14 protein-coding genes and 2 tRNA genes are annotated in these 13,058 nt (G+C 64.7%); 6 read left to right on the forward strand and 10 right to left on the reverse strand.

The features are described 5' to 3' along the window. The first annotated feature begins 65 nt into the window (after positions 1-65). Complete coding sequence (locus tag AC0L20_RS04700) at positions 66-995, forward strand: LysR family transcriptional regulator (RefSeq protein WP_473287616.1); 930 nt, start codon at positions 66-68, stop codon at positions 993-995. Between the two features lie 156 nt (positions 996-1,151). Further along, positions 1,152-2,183, forward strand: coding sequence for an LLM class flavin-dependent oxidoreductase (locus tag AC0L20_RS04705; RefSeq protein WP_473287617.1), 1,032 nt, complete (start codon positions 1,152-1,154; stop codon positions 2,181-2,183). Between the two features lie 121 nt (positions 2,184-2,304). Here the strand turns inward: AC0L20_RS04705 and AC0L20_RS04710 are convergent. Further along, a tRNA-Tyr gene (locus tag AC0L20_RS04710) sits at positions 2,305-2,390 on the reverse strand. A 206-nt stretch (positions 2,391-2,596) separates the two neighbouring features. On the opposite strand from AC0L20_RS04710, the gene rlmB reads away from it, so the two are divergent. Then, positions 2,597-3,427, forward strand: coding sequence for a 23S rRNA (guanosine(2251)-2'-O)-methyltransferase RlmB (gene rlmB, locus AC0L20_RS04715; RefSeq protein ID WP_473287618.1), 831 nt, complete (start codon positions 2,597-2,599; stop codon positions 3,425-3,427). A 61-nt stretch (positions 3,428-3,488) separates the two neighbouring features. Here rlmB and AC0L20_RS04720 read toward each other — a convergent pair whose 3' ends face one another. After that, a complete protein-coding gene (locus AC0L20_RS04720; RefSeq protein ID WP_247287089.1) occupies positions 3,489-4,016 on the reverse strand; it encodes a hypothetical protein in 528 nt (175 codons plus the stop codon). Between the two features lie 41 nt (positions 4,017-4,057). Then, complete coding sequence (locus AC0L20_RS04725; RefSeq protein ID WP_473287619.1) at positions 4,058-4,543, reverse strand: hypothetical protein; 486 nt, start codon at positions 4,541-4,543, stop codon at positions 4,058-4,060. A gap of 283 nt (positions 4,544-4,826) precedes the next feature. Here AC0L20_RS04725 and AC0L20_RS04730 point away from each other — a divergent pair, with 283 nt between their 5' ends. Both AC0L20_RS04730 and AC0L20_RS04735 read left to right on the forward strand, forming a co-directional pair. Then, positions 4,827-5,336 carry a hypothetical protein gene (locus AC0L20_RS04730; RefSeq protein WP_473287620.1) on the forward strand — a complete coding sequence of 170 codons (510 nt, stop codon included), beginning with the start codon at positions 4,827-4,829 and terminating at the stop codon, positions 5,334-5,336. 166 nt (positions 5,337-5,502) lie between these two features. Next, positions 5,503-5,577 (forward strand) — tRNA-Thr (locus AC0L20_RS04735). An 80-nt stretch (positions 5,578-5,657) separates the two neighbouring features. Here the strand turns inward: AC0L20_RS04735 and AC0L20_RS04740 are convergent. From AC0L20_RS04740 to AC0L20_RS04770, 7 genes are all read right to left on the reverse strand, one after another. Next, the gene (locus AC0L20_RS04740; protein WP_473287621.1) at positions 5,658-5,885 is read right to left on the reverse strand and encodes a DUF6894 family protein; all 228 of its coding nucleotides are present in this window, start codon (positions 5,883-5,885) and stop codon (positions 5,658-5,660) included. Between the two features lie 3 nt (positions 5,886-5,888). Continuing rightward, a complete protein-coding gene (locus tag AC0L20_RS04745; RefSeq protein ID WP_456769376.1) occupies positions 5,889-6,620 on the reverse strand; it encodes a Crp/Fnr family transcriptional regulator in 732 nt (243 codons plus the stop codon). A 176-nt stretch (positions 6,621-6,796) separates the two neighbouring features. After that, positions 6,797-7,210, reverse strand: a complete 414-nt coding sequence (locus AC0L20_RS04750) for a GFA family protein (protein ID WP_473287622.1) — start codon at positions 7,208-7,210, stop codon at positions 6,797-6,799. A 75-nt stretch (positions 7,211-7,285) separates the two neighbouring features. Continuing rightward, positions 7,286-9,124, reverse strand: a complete 1,839-nt coding sequence (locus AC0L20_RS04755; protein WP_473287623.1) for an outer membrane protein assembly factor BamB family protein — start codon at positions 9,122-9,124, stop codon at positions 7,286-7,288. Between the two features lie 102 nt (positions 9,125-9,226). Then, on the reverse strand, positions 9,227-9,940 hold the full coding sequence (locus AC0L20_RS04760) for a class I SAM-dependent methyltransferase (RefSeq protein ID WP_473287624.1): 714 nt from the start codon (positions 9,938-9,940) through the stop codon (positions 9,227-9,229). Positions 9,941-10,188: 248 nt separating this feature from the next. Further along, on the reverse strand, positions 10,189-11,886 hold the full coding sequence (locus AC0L20_RS04765) for a methyl-accepting chemotaxis protein (protein WP_473287625.1): 1,698 nt from the start codon (positions 11,884-11,886) through the stop codon (positions 10,189-10,191). 429 nt (positions 11,887-12,315) lie between these two features. After that, complete coding sequence (locus AC0L20_RS04770) at positions 12,316-12,480, reverse strand: hypothetical protein (RefSeq protein WP_007602663.1); 165 nt, start codon at positions 12,478-12,480, stop codon at positions 12,316-12,318. Between the two features lie 102 nt (positions 12,481-12,582). Between AC0L20_RS04770 and AC0L20_RS04775 the strand changes: the two genes are divergently transcribed. Then, positions 12,583-12,948 (forward strand): hypothetical protein, encoded by a 366-nt coding sequence (locus AC0L20_RS04775; protein WP_473287626.1) that lies wholly within the window; start codon positions 12,583-12,585, stop codon positions 12,946-12,948. Positions 12,949-13,058 lie beyond the last annotated feature (110 nt).

Consider the following 13,058-nt stretch of genomic DNA (forward strand, 5'->3'; position numbering starts at 1 on the left):
CCGGGGGAAGCATAGACAAGGAGAGATTATCGTCATAATTTATAATCATGATCTAGTACATCACTGTGGTGAATGTTCTGTCGTTCCGAAAGCTCGACCTCAACCTGCTGAAAGTGTTCGAGGCCCTGATGACCGAGGGCAGCGTCACGCGCGCCGCCAACGCGCTTCTGATGACGCAGCCGGCGGTCAGCAATGCGCTCGCACGACTGCGGGACGCGCTCGGCGATCCCCTGTTCGTCAGGTCCGGCACCGGCATCCGTCCGACCCAGCGCGCCGTGGTGCTGTGGGAGCCGATCGGCGACGCGCTCGAAACCGTCCGCGGCGCGCTTGACGAGCAGGTGTTCGATCCGCGCCGTGCGCAGACCGAATTCAGCCTGTCGATGTCGGATTACGTCGCCTCGCTGGTGATGCCGAACCTGCTGAACCATTTCGGCAAGGTCGCGCCGAAGGCGCGCATCCACACCGTCCCCAACACCGTCGTGGAGATCGCCGATCAGCTCGAGGACAACAGGGTCGATTGTGTGTTGAGCGTCTATGTCAACGAGGCGCAGCAGCCGGCCGCCATCCGCTCGCGCTCGCTGTGGACCGTCGACTACGCCTGCTTCATGCGGCGCGGTCATCCGCTCGCGGCGATGAAGCGGCTGAGCACGCGCAGCTTCCTCAACGCAGGGCATGTCGATGTGAGCCTCGCCGGCAAGACCCTGCCGTCCTACGACCTCTTCCTCGCCTCGCGCGGGCTGTCGCGCAACCTGGTCGCGACCGTCAATCACTACAGCGCCGCCTACGAAATCGTGCGGCAGTCCGACCTGATCGCGGTGCTGCCGAGCGATTTGCGCTCGCAATCCCGGCACGCGCCGTTCCTGCACGCGATGCCGCTTCCGCTCAAGGCGCCGCCACGCATCGTCAGCCTGTTCTGGCACCAGCGCAACGACACCGTACCGGCGCAGCGCTGGCTGCGCGAGACGCTGGTCGAGATGTTCGCCAGATCCGACTGAGCTGCGGGCGGCGGGGCCCCCCGAAACCACGAAAGAAGGGAAACAATGGGTTTCTCGAAGCAGCATTGTGTTCCAGTTCCTGCTGCTTAGCTCCAGCCAAAGCAATCCCCTCCCCCAATGACAGGCGCGCAAGCAGCGCCCGCAGAGACCTCATCAATGACCGCACCGCTCGAATTCGGACTGGACACCTTTGGCGACGTCACCAGGGACGCCTCCGGCGCGATGCTTCCGCACGCGCAGGTGATCCGCAACGTCGTCGACGAGGCAGTGCTGGCCGACGACCTCGGCCTCGACTTCATCGGCCTCGGCGAACATCACCGCGCCGACTTCGCGATCTCCTCGCCCGAGACCGCGCTGGCGGCAATCGCGTCGCGGACCAGGCGCATCCATCTCGGCTCGGCCGTGACGGTGCTGAGCTCGGACGATCCGATCCGCGTTTTCCAACGCTTTGCCACGCTCGATGCACTCTCGAACGGGCGCGCCGAGGTGATCCTCGGCCGCGGCTCGTTCACCGAATCCTTCCCGCTGTTCGGCTTTGATTTGCGCAAGTACGAAGAGCTGTTCGAGGAGAAGCTCGATCTGTTCGCGGCACTGCTGTCGCAGAAGCCGGTGACCTGGCAAGGCAAGCTGCGTCCGCCGCTCAAGGGGCAGCTGGTCTATCCCCCGGTCGAGAACGGCACGCTGAAGACCTGGATCGGCGTCGGCGGCAGCCCGCAATCGGTGGTGCGCGCGGCGCATTACGACCTGCCCTTGATGCTCGCGATCATCGGCGGCGATCCCGCGCGCTTCGCGCCCTTCGTCGATCTCTATCATCGCGCGTTCAGGGAGTTCGGCCGCCCGGCACAGCCGATCGGCGTGCACTCGCCAGGCTATGTCGCCGAGACCGACGACCAGGCGCGCGAGGAGCTGTGGCCCGACTACAAGGCGATGCGCGACCGCATCGGCAAGGAACGCGGCTGGCCACCGATGGGTCGCGACGAGTTCGTGAACGAGGCCGAGCACGGCTCGCTCTATGTCGGCTCGCCGGAGACGGTCGCGCGCAAGATCGCCAAGACGGCAAAGACACTCGGCATTTCGCGCTTTCAGCTGAAGTATTCGGCGGGCCCGCTGCCGCATGGGAAGCTGATGAAGAGCATCGAGCTCTATGGGCGGAAGGTGATGCCGATGGTGCGGGAGATGATGGGGTAACTTGCGCGTTGCGCCAGTCCGCCTGCGCCCTACGGGCTACGGCGCGACAGCCTTCGCGCACTTCGCGCCATGACCATCGGTGCCGGCTTGCCGAGCCGTAGCTCGCGAAGCGAGCGAAGGCTGGTGGGGGAGGCAGGACTCGAACCTGCGAAGCCATAAGGCGGCTGATTTACAGTCAGCTCCCTTTGCCACTCGGGACACTCCCCCGCTCGACGGCAGCACAATCGGGCCGGACCTTGCCGGCGACCGAAGACGGCCATGGAACGTGAAGGCCGCGACAGCCCGGATGGGGGCGCGACCGGGCGCGGTTATCGGCGAAGCGATGGGGTAAAGTCAACCGAGGCGAACAGCTAAAATCGCCCCCGAAGCCACCCAAATTGCCATATTCCGGGACCCGTGACACAAGCGAGCCCATGAAGGATCGAAAATTCAACCCGAGGGGCCCCCGCGGCGGGTCTAAGCCCTTCAACAGGCCCGGAAAATCGGCCGGTCGCCCGCCTCGGCGCGAGCGCGATTCGGACACCGACGGTCCCGTCATCCTCTATGGTTGGCACACCGTCACCATGGCGCTCGCCAACCCCCAGCGGCAGATCCGCAAGCTGACGCTGACCGAGAACGCTGCAAAGCGCCTCGCGGACGAGAACATCGAAACCCGCGTCATACCTGAAATCGTCCGGCCCCAGGAGATCGACCGGCTGCTGTCGCCCGACGCCGTGCACCAGGGCCTGCTCGCCGAGGCCGATCCCCTGCCCTCGCCAGACATCGAGGATTTGGAGCAGGACGGCATCGTGCTGGTGCTCGACCAGATCACCGATCCGCACAATGTCGGCGCGATCCTGCGCTCGGCGGCGGCGTTCGCCGTGAAGGCGATCGTCACCACCGCGCGCCACAGTCCGGAAGCGACCGGCGTGCTGGCCAAGGCCGCCTCCGGCGCGCTGGAGCTGGTCCCGATGGTGACGGTGCAAAACCTCGCCCGCGCACTGACCACGCTGAACGAGCTCGGCTTCCAGACCGTCGGGCTGGACAGTGAAGGCAGCGCGGATCTTTCCGAGGTCACCCTGCGCGAGCCGCTCGCGCTGGTGCTGGGCGCGGAAGGCAAGGGCCTGCGGCAATTGACGCGCGAGACCTGCAGCGTCGTGGCGCGGCTCGACATGCCCGGCGAGATCAAGAGCCTCAACGTCTCGAATGCCGCCGTGCTCTCGCTCTATGTCGGCGCCAGCCGGCTCGGGCTGATGAAGCGCTAGCAAAGCAAAACGCCCGTCCGCATCGCGGACGGGCGTCTCGTTGGGTCAAACGATCAAGCGATCAGTAATAGCGACGCAGCACGCGGTGGCCGCCATAGTACGGCGCATGGCGCGGGGCGTAGCCGTAGCGCGGACCATAGCCGTAATGCGTGCGCGGCAGATAGCCGGCGCGCGGGCCGTAGCCGTAGCGATACGGGCGGTAATACGGGCGGCGGTAGGGATAGGCGGCCGGCGCTTCGACCGCGGCGGCGCGATAGCCATAGCCGTGCCCATAGCCATAACCACGGCCGTAGCCGTAATTGGCGGGCGCAACCACCGCGTCCTCACGATAGGTCGGATACGGCGCGAAGGCGCCCGGGCCGGTGTAGGTCGGGCCCTGGTTGACGTGATAATATTGCGTGGTGGGCTCGGCGAGACGCTCATAGGCGCCATAACCATAGCCGGCTCCGTAACCGCCGCAGCCGGTGTTGCAGCCGGAATAGACCGGCGCGACCGGCTGGCACGGATTGAAGCCGCAGGCCGCGGCGGGCGCGGTGGCGGCGAACATCACGGCAGCCGCCGCGACCAGTCCCGAAATCATCTGACGCATTACTCTCTCTCCTGTTGATTTTCGTTTGTTGTTTTCGTTTCTTAACCCGGCGGCCTGCCGGGCATCTCTGCACGCGGCCGCGGCCGAGGACGCCGCGGCTGGTCGTTGATCTCGGGCGCGAGGATCACCGGCGGCGGATTGACGGGCACGTCCATCTGCGCCGGCAGCGGCGCCGATTGCGCGCCCCAGCTCTGGTAATAACTCTCTGCGGGCTTGGGTATTTTCCGGTTCGCGGGCGGCTCGACCTCGAGCCGGCCATAGCCGGGCCGCAGGCCCAGCGTCGGGTAGTAATGGCCGACGTCCGTGGGCTGGCGCTCGGCGACATAGCGCCCGCCATAGATCGTGGGCTGCACCTGGACGTTCTTCCCCAGGCCCCAGGTCCCCTCGATCACGGTATAGGACGCGTCGATGTTGTTGATGATGATGGGCACGCCGGGGCGACCGGGAACGACGATATCGAAGCCGCCGCCGGCAAACGCCGTCGCGGGCAGTCCGATCAGAAAGGCAGCGAGCGCAGATGCGCGCATGAGGGGATCCCATTTATCCGGCGACAACCTACCCGATGGCGACGCAGAGAGGGTTAAGGCCCTCTCACCAATTGCCGGTAAGCCTAATGTGTAAGGATTGCGCGCCGCTCAAATGCTGCAAGGCGAACTAGCGAAGCATTAACGCCGCCGGCCCCTGCAGTCCGGAACCGTGGCGCGTGCTCACTTCCGTTTGACTGTCGCACACGAAAATCCGCCGGTTTCAGCGGAACGTCCGGCGTCCTCGGCGTTTAGCCCCCGTCAACAAAATGGGAGCCAAACAATCATGAATATCAAACTTCTCGGAGCCACGGCGATTGCGGCGACCCTGGTGACGGGCTCTGCCATGGCGCAGGCCGTGATCAACAATCCCGGCCGCTGCGCGGCGCAATTCCCCAACGCCAACTGCCAGAACGTCGGACCGGGAAATCCGTACACCGACAGCGGCTATCGGCATCGTCGCGTGTCCTATCGCCAGACCACCAACGGCGACTGGAATAACGACTGGAACAGGAGCCGCACCGGCTTCTGGCCGACCGACGTCGCCACCGGCGCGGTCGGAGCAGCCGCTGGCGTGGCCGGCGCAGCCATCGGGACTGCGGGCGCAATCGCAACCGCCCCGTTCCGTGCCCCGAACGACGCCTACGCCTACGACAATGGTTGGGATAATTCGTGGAATAATTCTTGGGACAACCGCGGCTGGGACACTCGCACCTACGCCCAGCGCAACGGCTTCGTCTGCACGCCCGGCACCTGGTTCAAGGGCGAAGACGGCCGCCGGCACATCTGCCAGTAAGGCGGTTTGAACCGAATGCGACAGATCAGGCGGCTTTCGGGCCGCCTGATTCATGTCTGCATCGGGCATCGCGGGTTCTGGCACTTTCCGGTCAAGTCTGATATTGCGGCGCGCACGGGCGGACAGCCCCGGCATACGCCGGCCCTGCCCCGCTTCTCCAGGCGTCGCCGGCTTAGCTCAGCGGTAGAGCAGCGGTTTTGTAAACCGAAGGTCGGGGGTTCAATCCCCTCAGCCGGCACCACCGATTTAGCCGACACCACGGCCTTATAGATCGGGGCACTCCTCCGTCTGACGACGGCCAGAATCGATCTCCAAGGCAAATCACGTCAGAGCTTTCCGAGCGACCGTTACACTCAACTCGAGCAGCGGGTGCTTCTCGTTCCTGACTGTAATGAGGACCTGCGCCCCCTTTGCCGACGCGACGTCTCTGGCAATCGAGGTCGCCATTGCGATCGCCTCTTTTTCGGCGGCTTCCGGGCCGGGCAAATCCACCCCATCCTCGTCGACCGCAGCGAAAAAATCGTCCTTGATGTCGAAGTAGAACTTCATGGCTCAGAGCGACGGATTGAGATGAAGGTAAAGCACGTCGAAGTCTGCTATTTCGCGCAGTCTGGCTTCATCAAGGATCGATATTCTTCCCCGCTCCAGGTCCAACACGCGCTGAGCACGCAGCTGCTGAACGACGCGATTCATGTGAACCACGCTGGTGCCGACGGCGTCGGCGAGGAGTGCCTGAGAGGCCGGAAAATCGAAGGACAGGCCGTCCGCTCGGCCGATCGCTTTCAATCTGGTGTAAAGCTCAAGCACGAGATGCGCCACGCGGCTTGTGGCTTCGCGTTGACCAACGTTGCAAATCCACTCCCGGAAGATCGCGGCGTCGGTCAGTGTATCGCGCCAAAGCGCTTCGGCCACGTTGGGCCGCTTTCTTATAAGTGAGCGCACCGCTGCATGCGGAATGAAGCCGAGAACGCTATCGCCAAGCGTGCTGACGTCATGGTCCATCACATGCAGAAAGAGCCCCTGCAGATCGGGAATGTCGCCGGGTTGGTGAAAGGCCATGATTTGGCGGTGGCCATTGCCGACGATCTTTGATCTCAGGATAAAGCCATCAACGACAAGGCAGCATGCGGAAGGTCGATCTCCGAGAGAAACGACCGGCTGACCGCCAGCCATCCGTTTCACCGTGATTGGCAGATCACGGATAGCGACCTCGTCCTCTTCGTCAATTTCGGTGCTGACCCGCAACCGCTTCAAGAAAGGTTCAAAAATTTCCGCGTTATTCATCGTTAGCTCCGGTCGGCAAACGAGTTTTTGTCAAGTTCGTTCCAAACCCTGACCGCTAGCTATTGTCTCACGCGAAGCAGAGGGACTGCCGCAAATTCCAACCCTCGGCGGAACCACGGGAACGGCGTCAATTCATCACGTCACGAAGCCTTGGCGCGAAATTTGACGCGCAACGCTCACTTCGAATGCTTCGGTGCGCTGCTCTGCTGGAAGTGCTCAGCGCCTGATATTTCCACCCAGGCATGTTTCGACTGTTCGAAAACCGAGCGGATGGGCGCCGGGAAATTCGGATCCGCGATGGCGCCGACGGCAACGCCGATCATCGCCGGCAGATTGTCCGCCTTCCAATAGACCGTCGAACCGCACGCGGGGCAAAAATAGCTGCGGACTTTGCCGCCGCTTGCGGCTGTCCGGACGTATTCGTTCGACGTCCCCGAGATCGTGACGCCCTCCGCCGGATAGAACGCACCGACGCCGAACGGCGCGCCGGTTCGACGCTGGCAGTCAATGCAGTGGCAGGCAACGACAAGGCTGGAAGGTCCTGGAAGCGACAGCGCCAGAGCGCCGCAGCGACATCTCGCGCCGATCATCGAAACTCCTTCGTCCTCAGTTGGCTGACGGGTTCTGTCGCTCGGCTGGAGCGCAGGGCGATCCAAGACGGATCCTCACTCCTTCGCAACCTCGAACGCCAGCAATGCGTTGCCGGCGACGCCGCCCCATTGCCCGTAGCCGGAATTGGTGTAGAGCATGCCGCCGGCGATGATCGGTCCGGGGCCGTCGATCGCGCCGCCGTGAGCAGGGGCGCCGTTCACCGTCGTATAGTCTCGCGCCGTGTCGTACTCCCACAACAGCTTTCCGTCGGCTGTCGCGTACGCGCGCAGGAAGCCGCTGACGCCGCCGGAAAACACGACACCGGGGATCAGGCTCACGGCAGCCGACAGCGCAGGGCTGCATTGGAGGCGATCGCCACAAGCGACAGGAGGTACTTCCATCGCAATTTTTCCACTGGCGAGGTCGAGGCCGAAGAGACCACCGCCTTGGGTGGAATCGAGCCGCCGCGTGCCATCGCGCAGGAACCGCACGTCGGAGTTCGCGACATAGATGCGATCCTGGTCGGCGGCCGAGCCCCACTCGCTGCCGCCGAGCGCACCGCCCTTCCCGATCCGCGTCTGCCACAGAATCTTGCCGCCATCATCAGGATCGAGCGCGTGCACGACGCCGGACTTCTGCGCGATGGCAAGAACGCGCCTGCCATCGCGCAAGGTCACGAGAATCGGCGACTGGCCAAAATCGTGGTCAGGCCCGTGATCTTCAGGACAATTGGTCTTATCCGTGCCGAAGCATGCGACAATGAAGGCGTCGCTCGGGGTCGCCTGCTGCTTCCAGAGCAGCTTACCGGTCGCAAGCTCGAAAGCGAGGACCGCATCGGCGGTTGCGGCCGGCGGATTCGAATAGGAATTGCTGGTCGCGACGTAGACGGCGTTGCGTTTCGGATCAATCGTCGGTGCCGACCACACCGCCGCGCCGGACGGGCCGAACAGTTGCGTGCCTCTTGCATTCTTGCCAGTCGGGTGCGGCACCTCCGGAATCGTGTAGGCCTGCCACACCTGCTTGCCGGTCACAGCCTCGAGCGCGACCACGCTGCCGCGGAAAGTACAGCATTCGTAACTGGCCTGCGAACCGGAGGCCTCCTCGAGCGAGGAGACCGGGACGTAGAGCACGCCGGAATGTAGCGTCGGCGCTCCGGTGATGCGCGCTGCCGGATGCTCCTCGATCTTTGTCTTCCAGATCAGCGCGCCAGTCAGTGCGTTCACCGCATAGGCATTGGCGCGCAAGTCACCGAAGAAGATCGCGAACTGATCGGTGCCGGGAAGCGGCCCGAAGCTGATCGCCGCGCGCACGGCAGCATCAGTCGGCAGCGTCCACAGCGTGCAGCCGCTTCGCGCATCGAGCGCGTGCACCTTGCGGTCAGTGCCGCCGATGAACAGCAGACCGCCCACGATCGTCGGCGGCGCAAACGACACCGAGGCGCCGGGAAAGGCATAAGCCCATTTCAGCCGCAGGCGCGGCACCTCTTCCGCGGTCAGGCCGGCCATGTCGGCCGGCTGGAAGCGGCTGTTGCCAGCGTCGACACCCCACCCATTCCAGCGCGGACCATCGAGTGGTTGCGGAAAGAAGTTGACCTGCTGCGTGCAGCGTCCCTCCGCATCGACTACTTTGTCGCCCACCGCGGCCTTGCCGGTGACGAAGGCAGCAATCGCGCGCCGTTCCGATTCGCTGCGGTCCTTCGCCATCGCCGCCATGCTGCCGGAAGTCAGCGTTCCCAGCACGTGGTCGAACGACATCCCCTGCATGGCGCCGCGGCCTGGCACACGGCTCTGGCCATCGCCGCCATCGTGGCATTGCGCGCAGTGGCTTGCGTAGAGCGCAGCGCCGTCCTGCTGCGCCAGCGCGGGCGCGCAGCACCAGACCAGGATGGCGAGGACCACAACACTCGGTCTCATGGCGTGCTCCGGCATCGTCCCCGCAATGCGAGACGGCATCATGCAACCCAAAGTATAGCGCGACGGCAATCACTGACGCAACGGACGTTCCGCTCGCGTCCGTCACATCTCCGGGGCAGTGAGGACACGATCGGGCAGTTCATTCATCGCCCACAGCCCGAGGCTCTTGTCGCGCCAGCCGCCACCGCCCTCCTCGCAACGCTCGTTGATCAGCGCGCGCGGTGCCGGCCAGTCGAACGGCGCCTTCTCCATGTTCAACGCCCGCCAGTCGCCGTCCTCGCAATCGCGATTGTCTCCCCATTCGGGAAACGTCGTGACCAGCAGGAAATGCGCGCCGCTGGCGCGAAAGTTCGCGACGGCGCGAACGATGTTGTCGAAGCTCAAATGCACCAGGCAGTCCCGGCACAGAACGACATCCGCGCGCGGCAGTGCTTCGCGCGTGATGTCGGCAACGAGAAACCGGCCGGACGACTCGCCACGAGCCACGCGCTTGCGATTGGCCGCGATCAGCGACGGCACGATGTCGATGCCGGTGTAGTCGAGATCCAGCTTGATGCGGCCGATCCAGCCCGCGTCCCCACAGGGCGCATCGAGCAGCGAGCGCGCGCCGAGCCGTTGCAGCAGTGCAGGAAGCACCTCACGGATCGCGGCGGTCGCGGGGTCCTCCGAGCCGAGGCCCGACACCGAGGTGGCCGCACCCCACAGGTTCGTCTTTTCGATGCGCTCGAACCGTGCGGCGAGGTCGAGGCCCGCGAAATTATCGCGGTCAGCGGCGAACCGCTCATGGGCGAGCGCGGGTGGACGCTTGGAGATCATGGACGGGATGTGAATTCCGGCGCAGCCGCACTATACAGGCAAAGCGAGCGGTCCGAAACAGTCCGCAAGCGAACCTGCTTACGTCTGTCGCCTCTGCCCCCATGCGCCCCACCACAGCCAAAGAAAAGGCCAGGATCGCCGCCGGTGCGGCCGCGGCCGTCGTCATGACGGCCGTGCTATTCGCATTCGTAATGGGATTTCTGCTGGCGCGATGAGTGCGCAGCGCGGCGGATGGCCGCCGCGCAGACCTACGCGGCGCGCACCGTCTGCAAGAACTTCCCGACTTCGTCCTTCAGCCGGTTGCTGTCGGTCGCCAACATCTTGGCGGTGGAAAGCACCTGCGAGGAGGCCGAGCCGGTCTCGGCCGCACCGCGCTGCACGTCGGCGATGTTGGTGGAGACCTGCTGGGTGCCGTGGGCGGCCTGCTGCACGTTGCGCGAGATCTCCTGGGTCGCGGCGCCCTGCTCCTCGACGGCCGCGGCAATGGTCGACGACACTTCCGAGAGCCGCTCGATCGTCGCGGAGATGTCGCGGATCGCGTTGACGGATTCCTGGGTCGCGGTCTGGATGCCGGAAATCTGCTGGCTGATCTCGCCGGTCGCCTTCGCGGTCTGCTCGGCCAGCGTCTTCACCTCGGAGGCGACGACGGCGAAGCCGCGGCCGGCCTCGCCGGCGCGTGCCGCCTCGATCGTGGCGTTGAGCGCCAGGAGGTTGGTCTGGCCGGCAATGGTGTTGATCAGCTCGACGACGTCGCCGATGCGCGTCGCCGCAACCGAGAGCTCGCTGACGCGCACCGTCGTGGTGCGGGCCTGGGTGACGGCCTCGCCCGCCATCCGTGCCGATTCCTGCACCTGGCGACTGATCTCGTTGACCGAGGAGGACAGCTCCTCCGTGGCGGTCGCAACCGACTGCACGTTGCTGGTGGCTTCACCAGAGGCGATTGCGACGACCGAGGTCAGCTCCTGCGCACGCTGCGCGGTGGTGGCCAGCGTCGAGGACGACGCTTCGAGCTCGGTGGACGCCGAGCCTACTGTCTCGATGATCTCGCCGACCGCGCGCTCAAAGCCGTCGGCAAGGTTGACCATGTCGCGCTTGCGCTGATCGGAGGCCTGCTTCTCCACTTCGACCTGCGAAGCCTTGAGGCGCTCGACCTCGATCCCGTTGGTTTTGAAGATTTCGACCGTCTTCGCCATGTCGCCGATCTCGTCGCGGCGGTCCTTCTCGGGCACCTCGGTCTTGAGATCGTTGCGGGCAAGGCCCTCCATGGCGAGCTTGAGGCGGGCAATCGGCCGGGACATCGCATTGAGGCCGATGAACAGTGCGATCGCGATACCCAGGATCAGGCCGCCGGCGCTGACGCCGATCACAGTCCAGGTCGCGGATTTAGCATCGCGGTTGATAGCGTCCTTGCGTTTGGCGACCGCCTCTGCGGTCTCGCCCACGAACTTTGCAATGCGCCCCAGGGCCGCATCCATCACCGGATCGCACTCCTTGTGCGCGCGTTCGGCTGCCTTGGCGTTCTCTTCCGGGCTGCTTGCGAGTGAGCCTGCCTTCAGCACCGGGTCGCAGCCGGCGAACACCGCCTTCAACTGATCGCCGATGCTCTTGATCTGGCTCGCGCGCGCGGGATCGTCCTGCTCGGCTGCATCGAGGTATTGGCGGATCTCGTCGCGGTTCTGGGTCGCGGTCTTGAGACGGTTGGCGTTGCCCGCTTCCGTCGCCTCGGTGAAGACCGCATAGAGCGCTGCATGATAGGTCTCTGCGCGGCGCTGGGCCCGCGTCAGGTTGAGCGCCGAGGATTGTGCTGCGGAAAGCTCGGCGAAGCCGTCGACCGTTGCCGAGAGCTCGCGCGTGCCGAAGCCCGCGACGGCGACCATGGCAAAGCCCATCACGGCGACGATCAGCGCGACCTTCCACACGATTTTCAGATTGTTCAAAACGCTCATTGCAGCCGCCCCAGTGATTTTCTGCCGATGCATATTCCCAGCACCGTGCATTGGAACCGGCTGACGTTAAGATTTGATGCCGAATGTTCCGGGTAGTCTTACGGAAAACTAACTATTTGGGCTTGCGCCGTAAGCTTGGTGTAAGCTTCAGCCTATTCCGGGGTGCGAGCCAGGCTTGGAAAACCGGAACCGGTCGGCGGCGTCGTCCGTTGTCGGCGCATGCGGATCACGGAAGAAAACCGAAACATGTTTCTGCTGGCGACGGTGACGCTGTGCTGTAGCGCCTTGGCAGGCGCAATTGCGCTGTTCGAACCGGCTCCGGCAAAGCAGCAGGCCCAACGGGCAGTGATCGATGTGACCGCTCCGACGCCGGTTCGGGTGGTCGGGGCTCCGTTCGAGCCCAACCTTAATCCCCGGAAGCGCTAGCCCTCACCCCGGCGAGACGTCGGCGCCCTCCTCGGGACGGCGTTTGGCGCGGGCCAACTCCTCAACGAACGCGATCACCTCCGCCCGTTTGTCGGGCGGCAGCGACAGGAACGCGCGGACGAGCCTCAAGCCCTCGGCTTCGGCTGAATGGTCTGCTTTGGCATCCATTCCCCACTGTCGGGCGGCCGGGAAAAATATGCAATCCCCCACCCAACACCTTCTTGATTCGGCCGGCCAGCTTTGCTGGAATGACCCCGACAGGGGTGCACCATGAAGTGGATCACGGAACGCGACGCGCTGATCGCGCAGACAATGGCCTTCGTCCAATCGGTCACCGGCAAAAAGGATGACTTGCATCCACCGGAGATCCCGATGGCGACAGTGGCCGCGTCGGTGCAGATCGTCCCCGTCAACACCGTCACCGAGAGCAAGCCACTTCCGCCCCAACCCTTGCCTCTCCCGCCGCAGCGCGTAGCGAGCCACGACGTCCGCACCGAGATGCAGGCCCGCATCGCCAATTTCCGCAAACATCAGGAGCGGTTCGAGCGCGAGCGGGAGGAGTATTGCGCGGCCACCCTGACCAAACTGCGCGCCGCCATTCGCGACGCCTCCCCCCGGCCACCGGCTGAAAAGTAAAGCCGGGGCCTCCCGTCGCGGGCTACAGCCAGGACCACACCAGCCAGAGATTGGCCGCGCAGGCGCCGAACAGGGCCAGCGTGAGGGGCAGCAGCATGTGCCCGCAAGAG

This window comes from Bradyrhizobium sp. Kon58 (assembly GCF_055807455.1).

Coding starts and splice junctions, on each gene's coding strand:
- AC0L20_RS04705 (WP_473287617.1), top strand. CDS start 1,152: ATGACCGCACCGCTCGAATTCGGACTGGACACCTTTGGCGACGTCACC.
- rlmB (WP_473287618.1), top strand. CDS start 2,597: ATGAAGGATCGAAAATTCAACCCGAGGGGCCCCCGCGGCGGGTCTAAG.
- AC0L20_RS04720 (WP_247287089.1), bottom strand. CDS start 4,016: ATGCGTCAGATGATTTCGGGACTGGTCGCGGCGGCTGCCGTGATGTTC.
- AC0L20_RS04725 (WP_473287619.1), bottom strand. CDS start 4,543: ATGCGCGCATCTGCGCTCGCTGCCTTTCTGATCGGACTGCCCGCGACG.
- AC0L20_RS04730 (WP_473287620.1), top strand. CDS start 4,827: ATGAATATCAAACTTCTCGGAGCCACGGCGATTGCGGCGACCCTGGTG.
- AC0L20_RS04740 (WP_473287621.1), bottom strand. CDS start 5,885: ATGAAGTTCTACTTCGACATCAAGGACGATTTTTTCGCTGCGGTCGAC.
- AC0L20_RS04745 (WP_456769376.1), bottom strand. CDS start 6,620: ATGAATAACGCGGAAATTTTTGAACCTTTCTTGAAGCGGTTGCGGGTC.
- AC0L20_RS04750 (WP_473287622.1), bottom strand. CDS start 7,210: ATGATCGGCGCGAGATGTCGCTGCGGCGCTCTGGCGCTGTCGCTTCCA.
- AC0L20_RS04755 (WP_473287623.1), bottom strand. CDS start 9,124: ATGAGACCGAGTGTTGTGGTCCTCGCCATCCTGGTCTGGTGCTGCGCG.
- AC0L20_RS04760 (WP_473287624.1), bottom strand. CDS start 9,940: ATGATCTCCAAGCGTCCACCCGCGCTCGCCCATGAGCGGTTCGCCGCT.
- AC0L20_RS04765 (WP_473287625.1), bottom strand. CDS start 11,886: ATGAGCGTTTTGAACAATCTGAAAATCGTGTGGAAGGTCGCGCTGATC.
- AC0L20_RS04770 (WP_007602663.1), bottom strand. CDS start 12,480: ATGGATGCCAAAGCAGACCATTCAGCCGAAGCCGAGGGCTTGAGGCTC.
- AC0L20_RS04775 (WP_473287626.1), top strand. CDS start 12,583: ATGAAGTGGATCACGGAACGCGACGCGCTGATCGCGCAGACAATGGCC.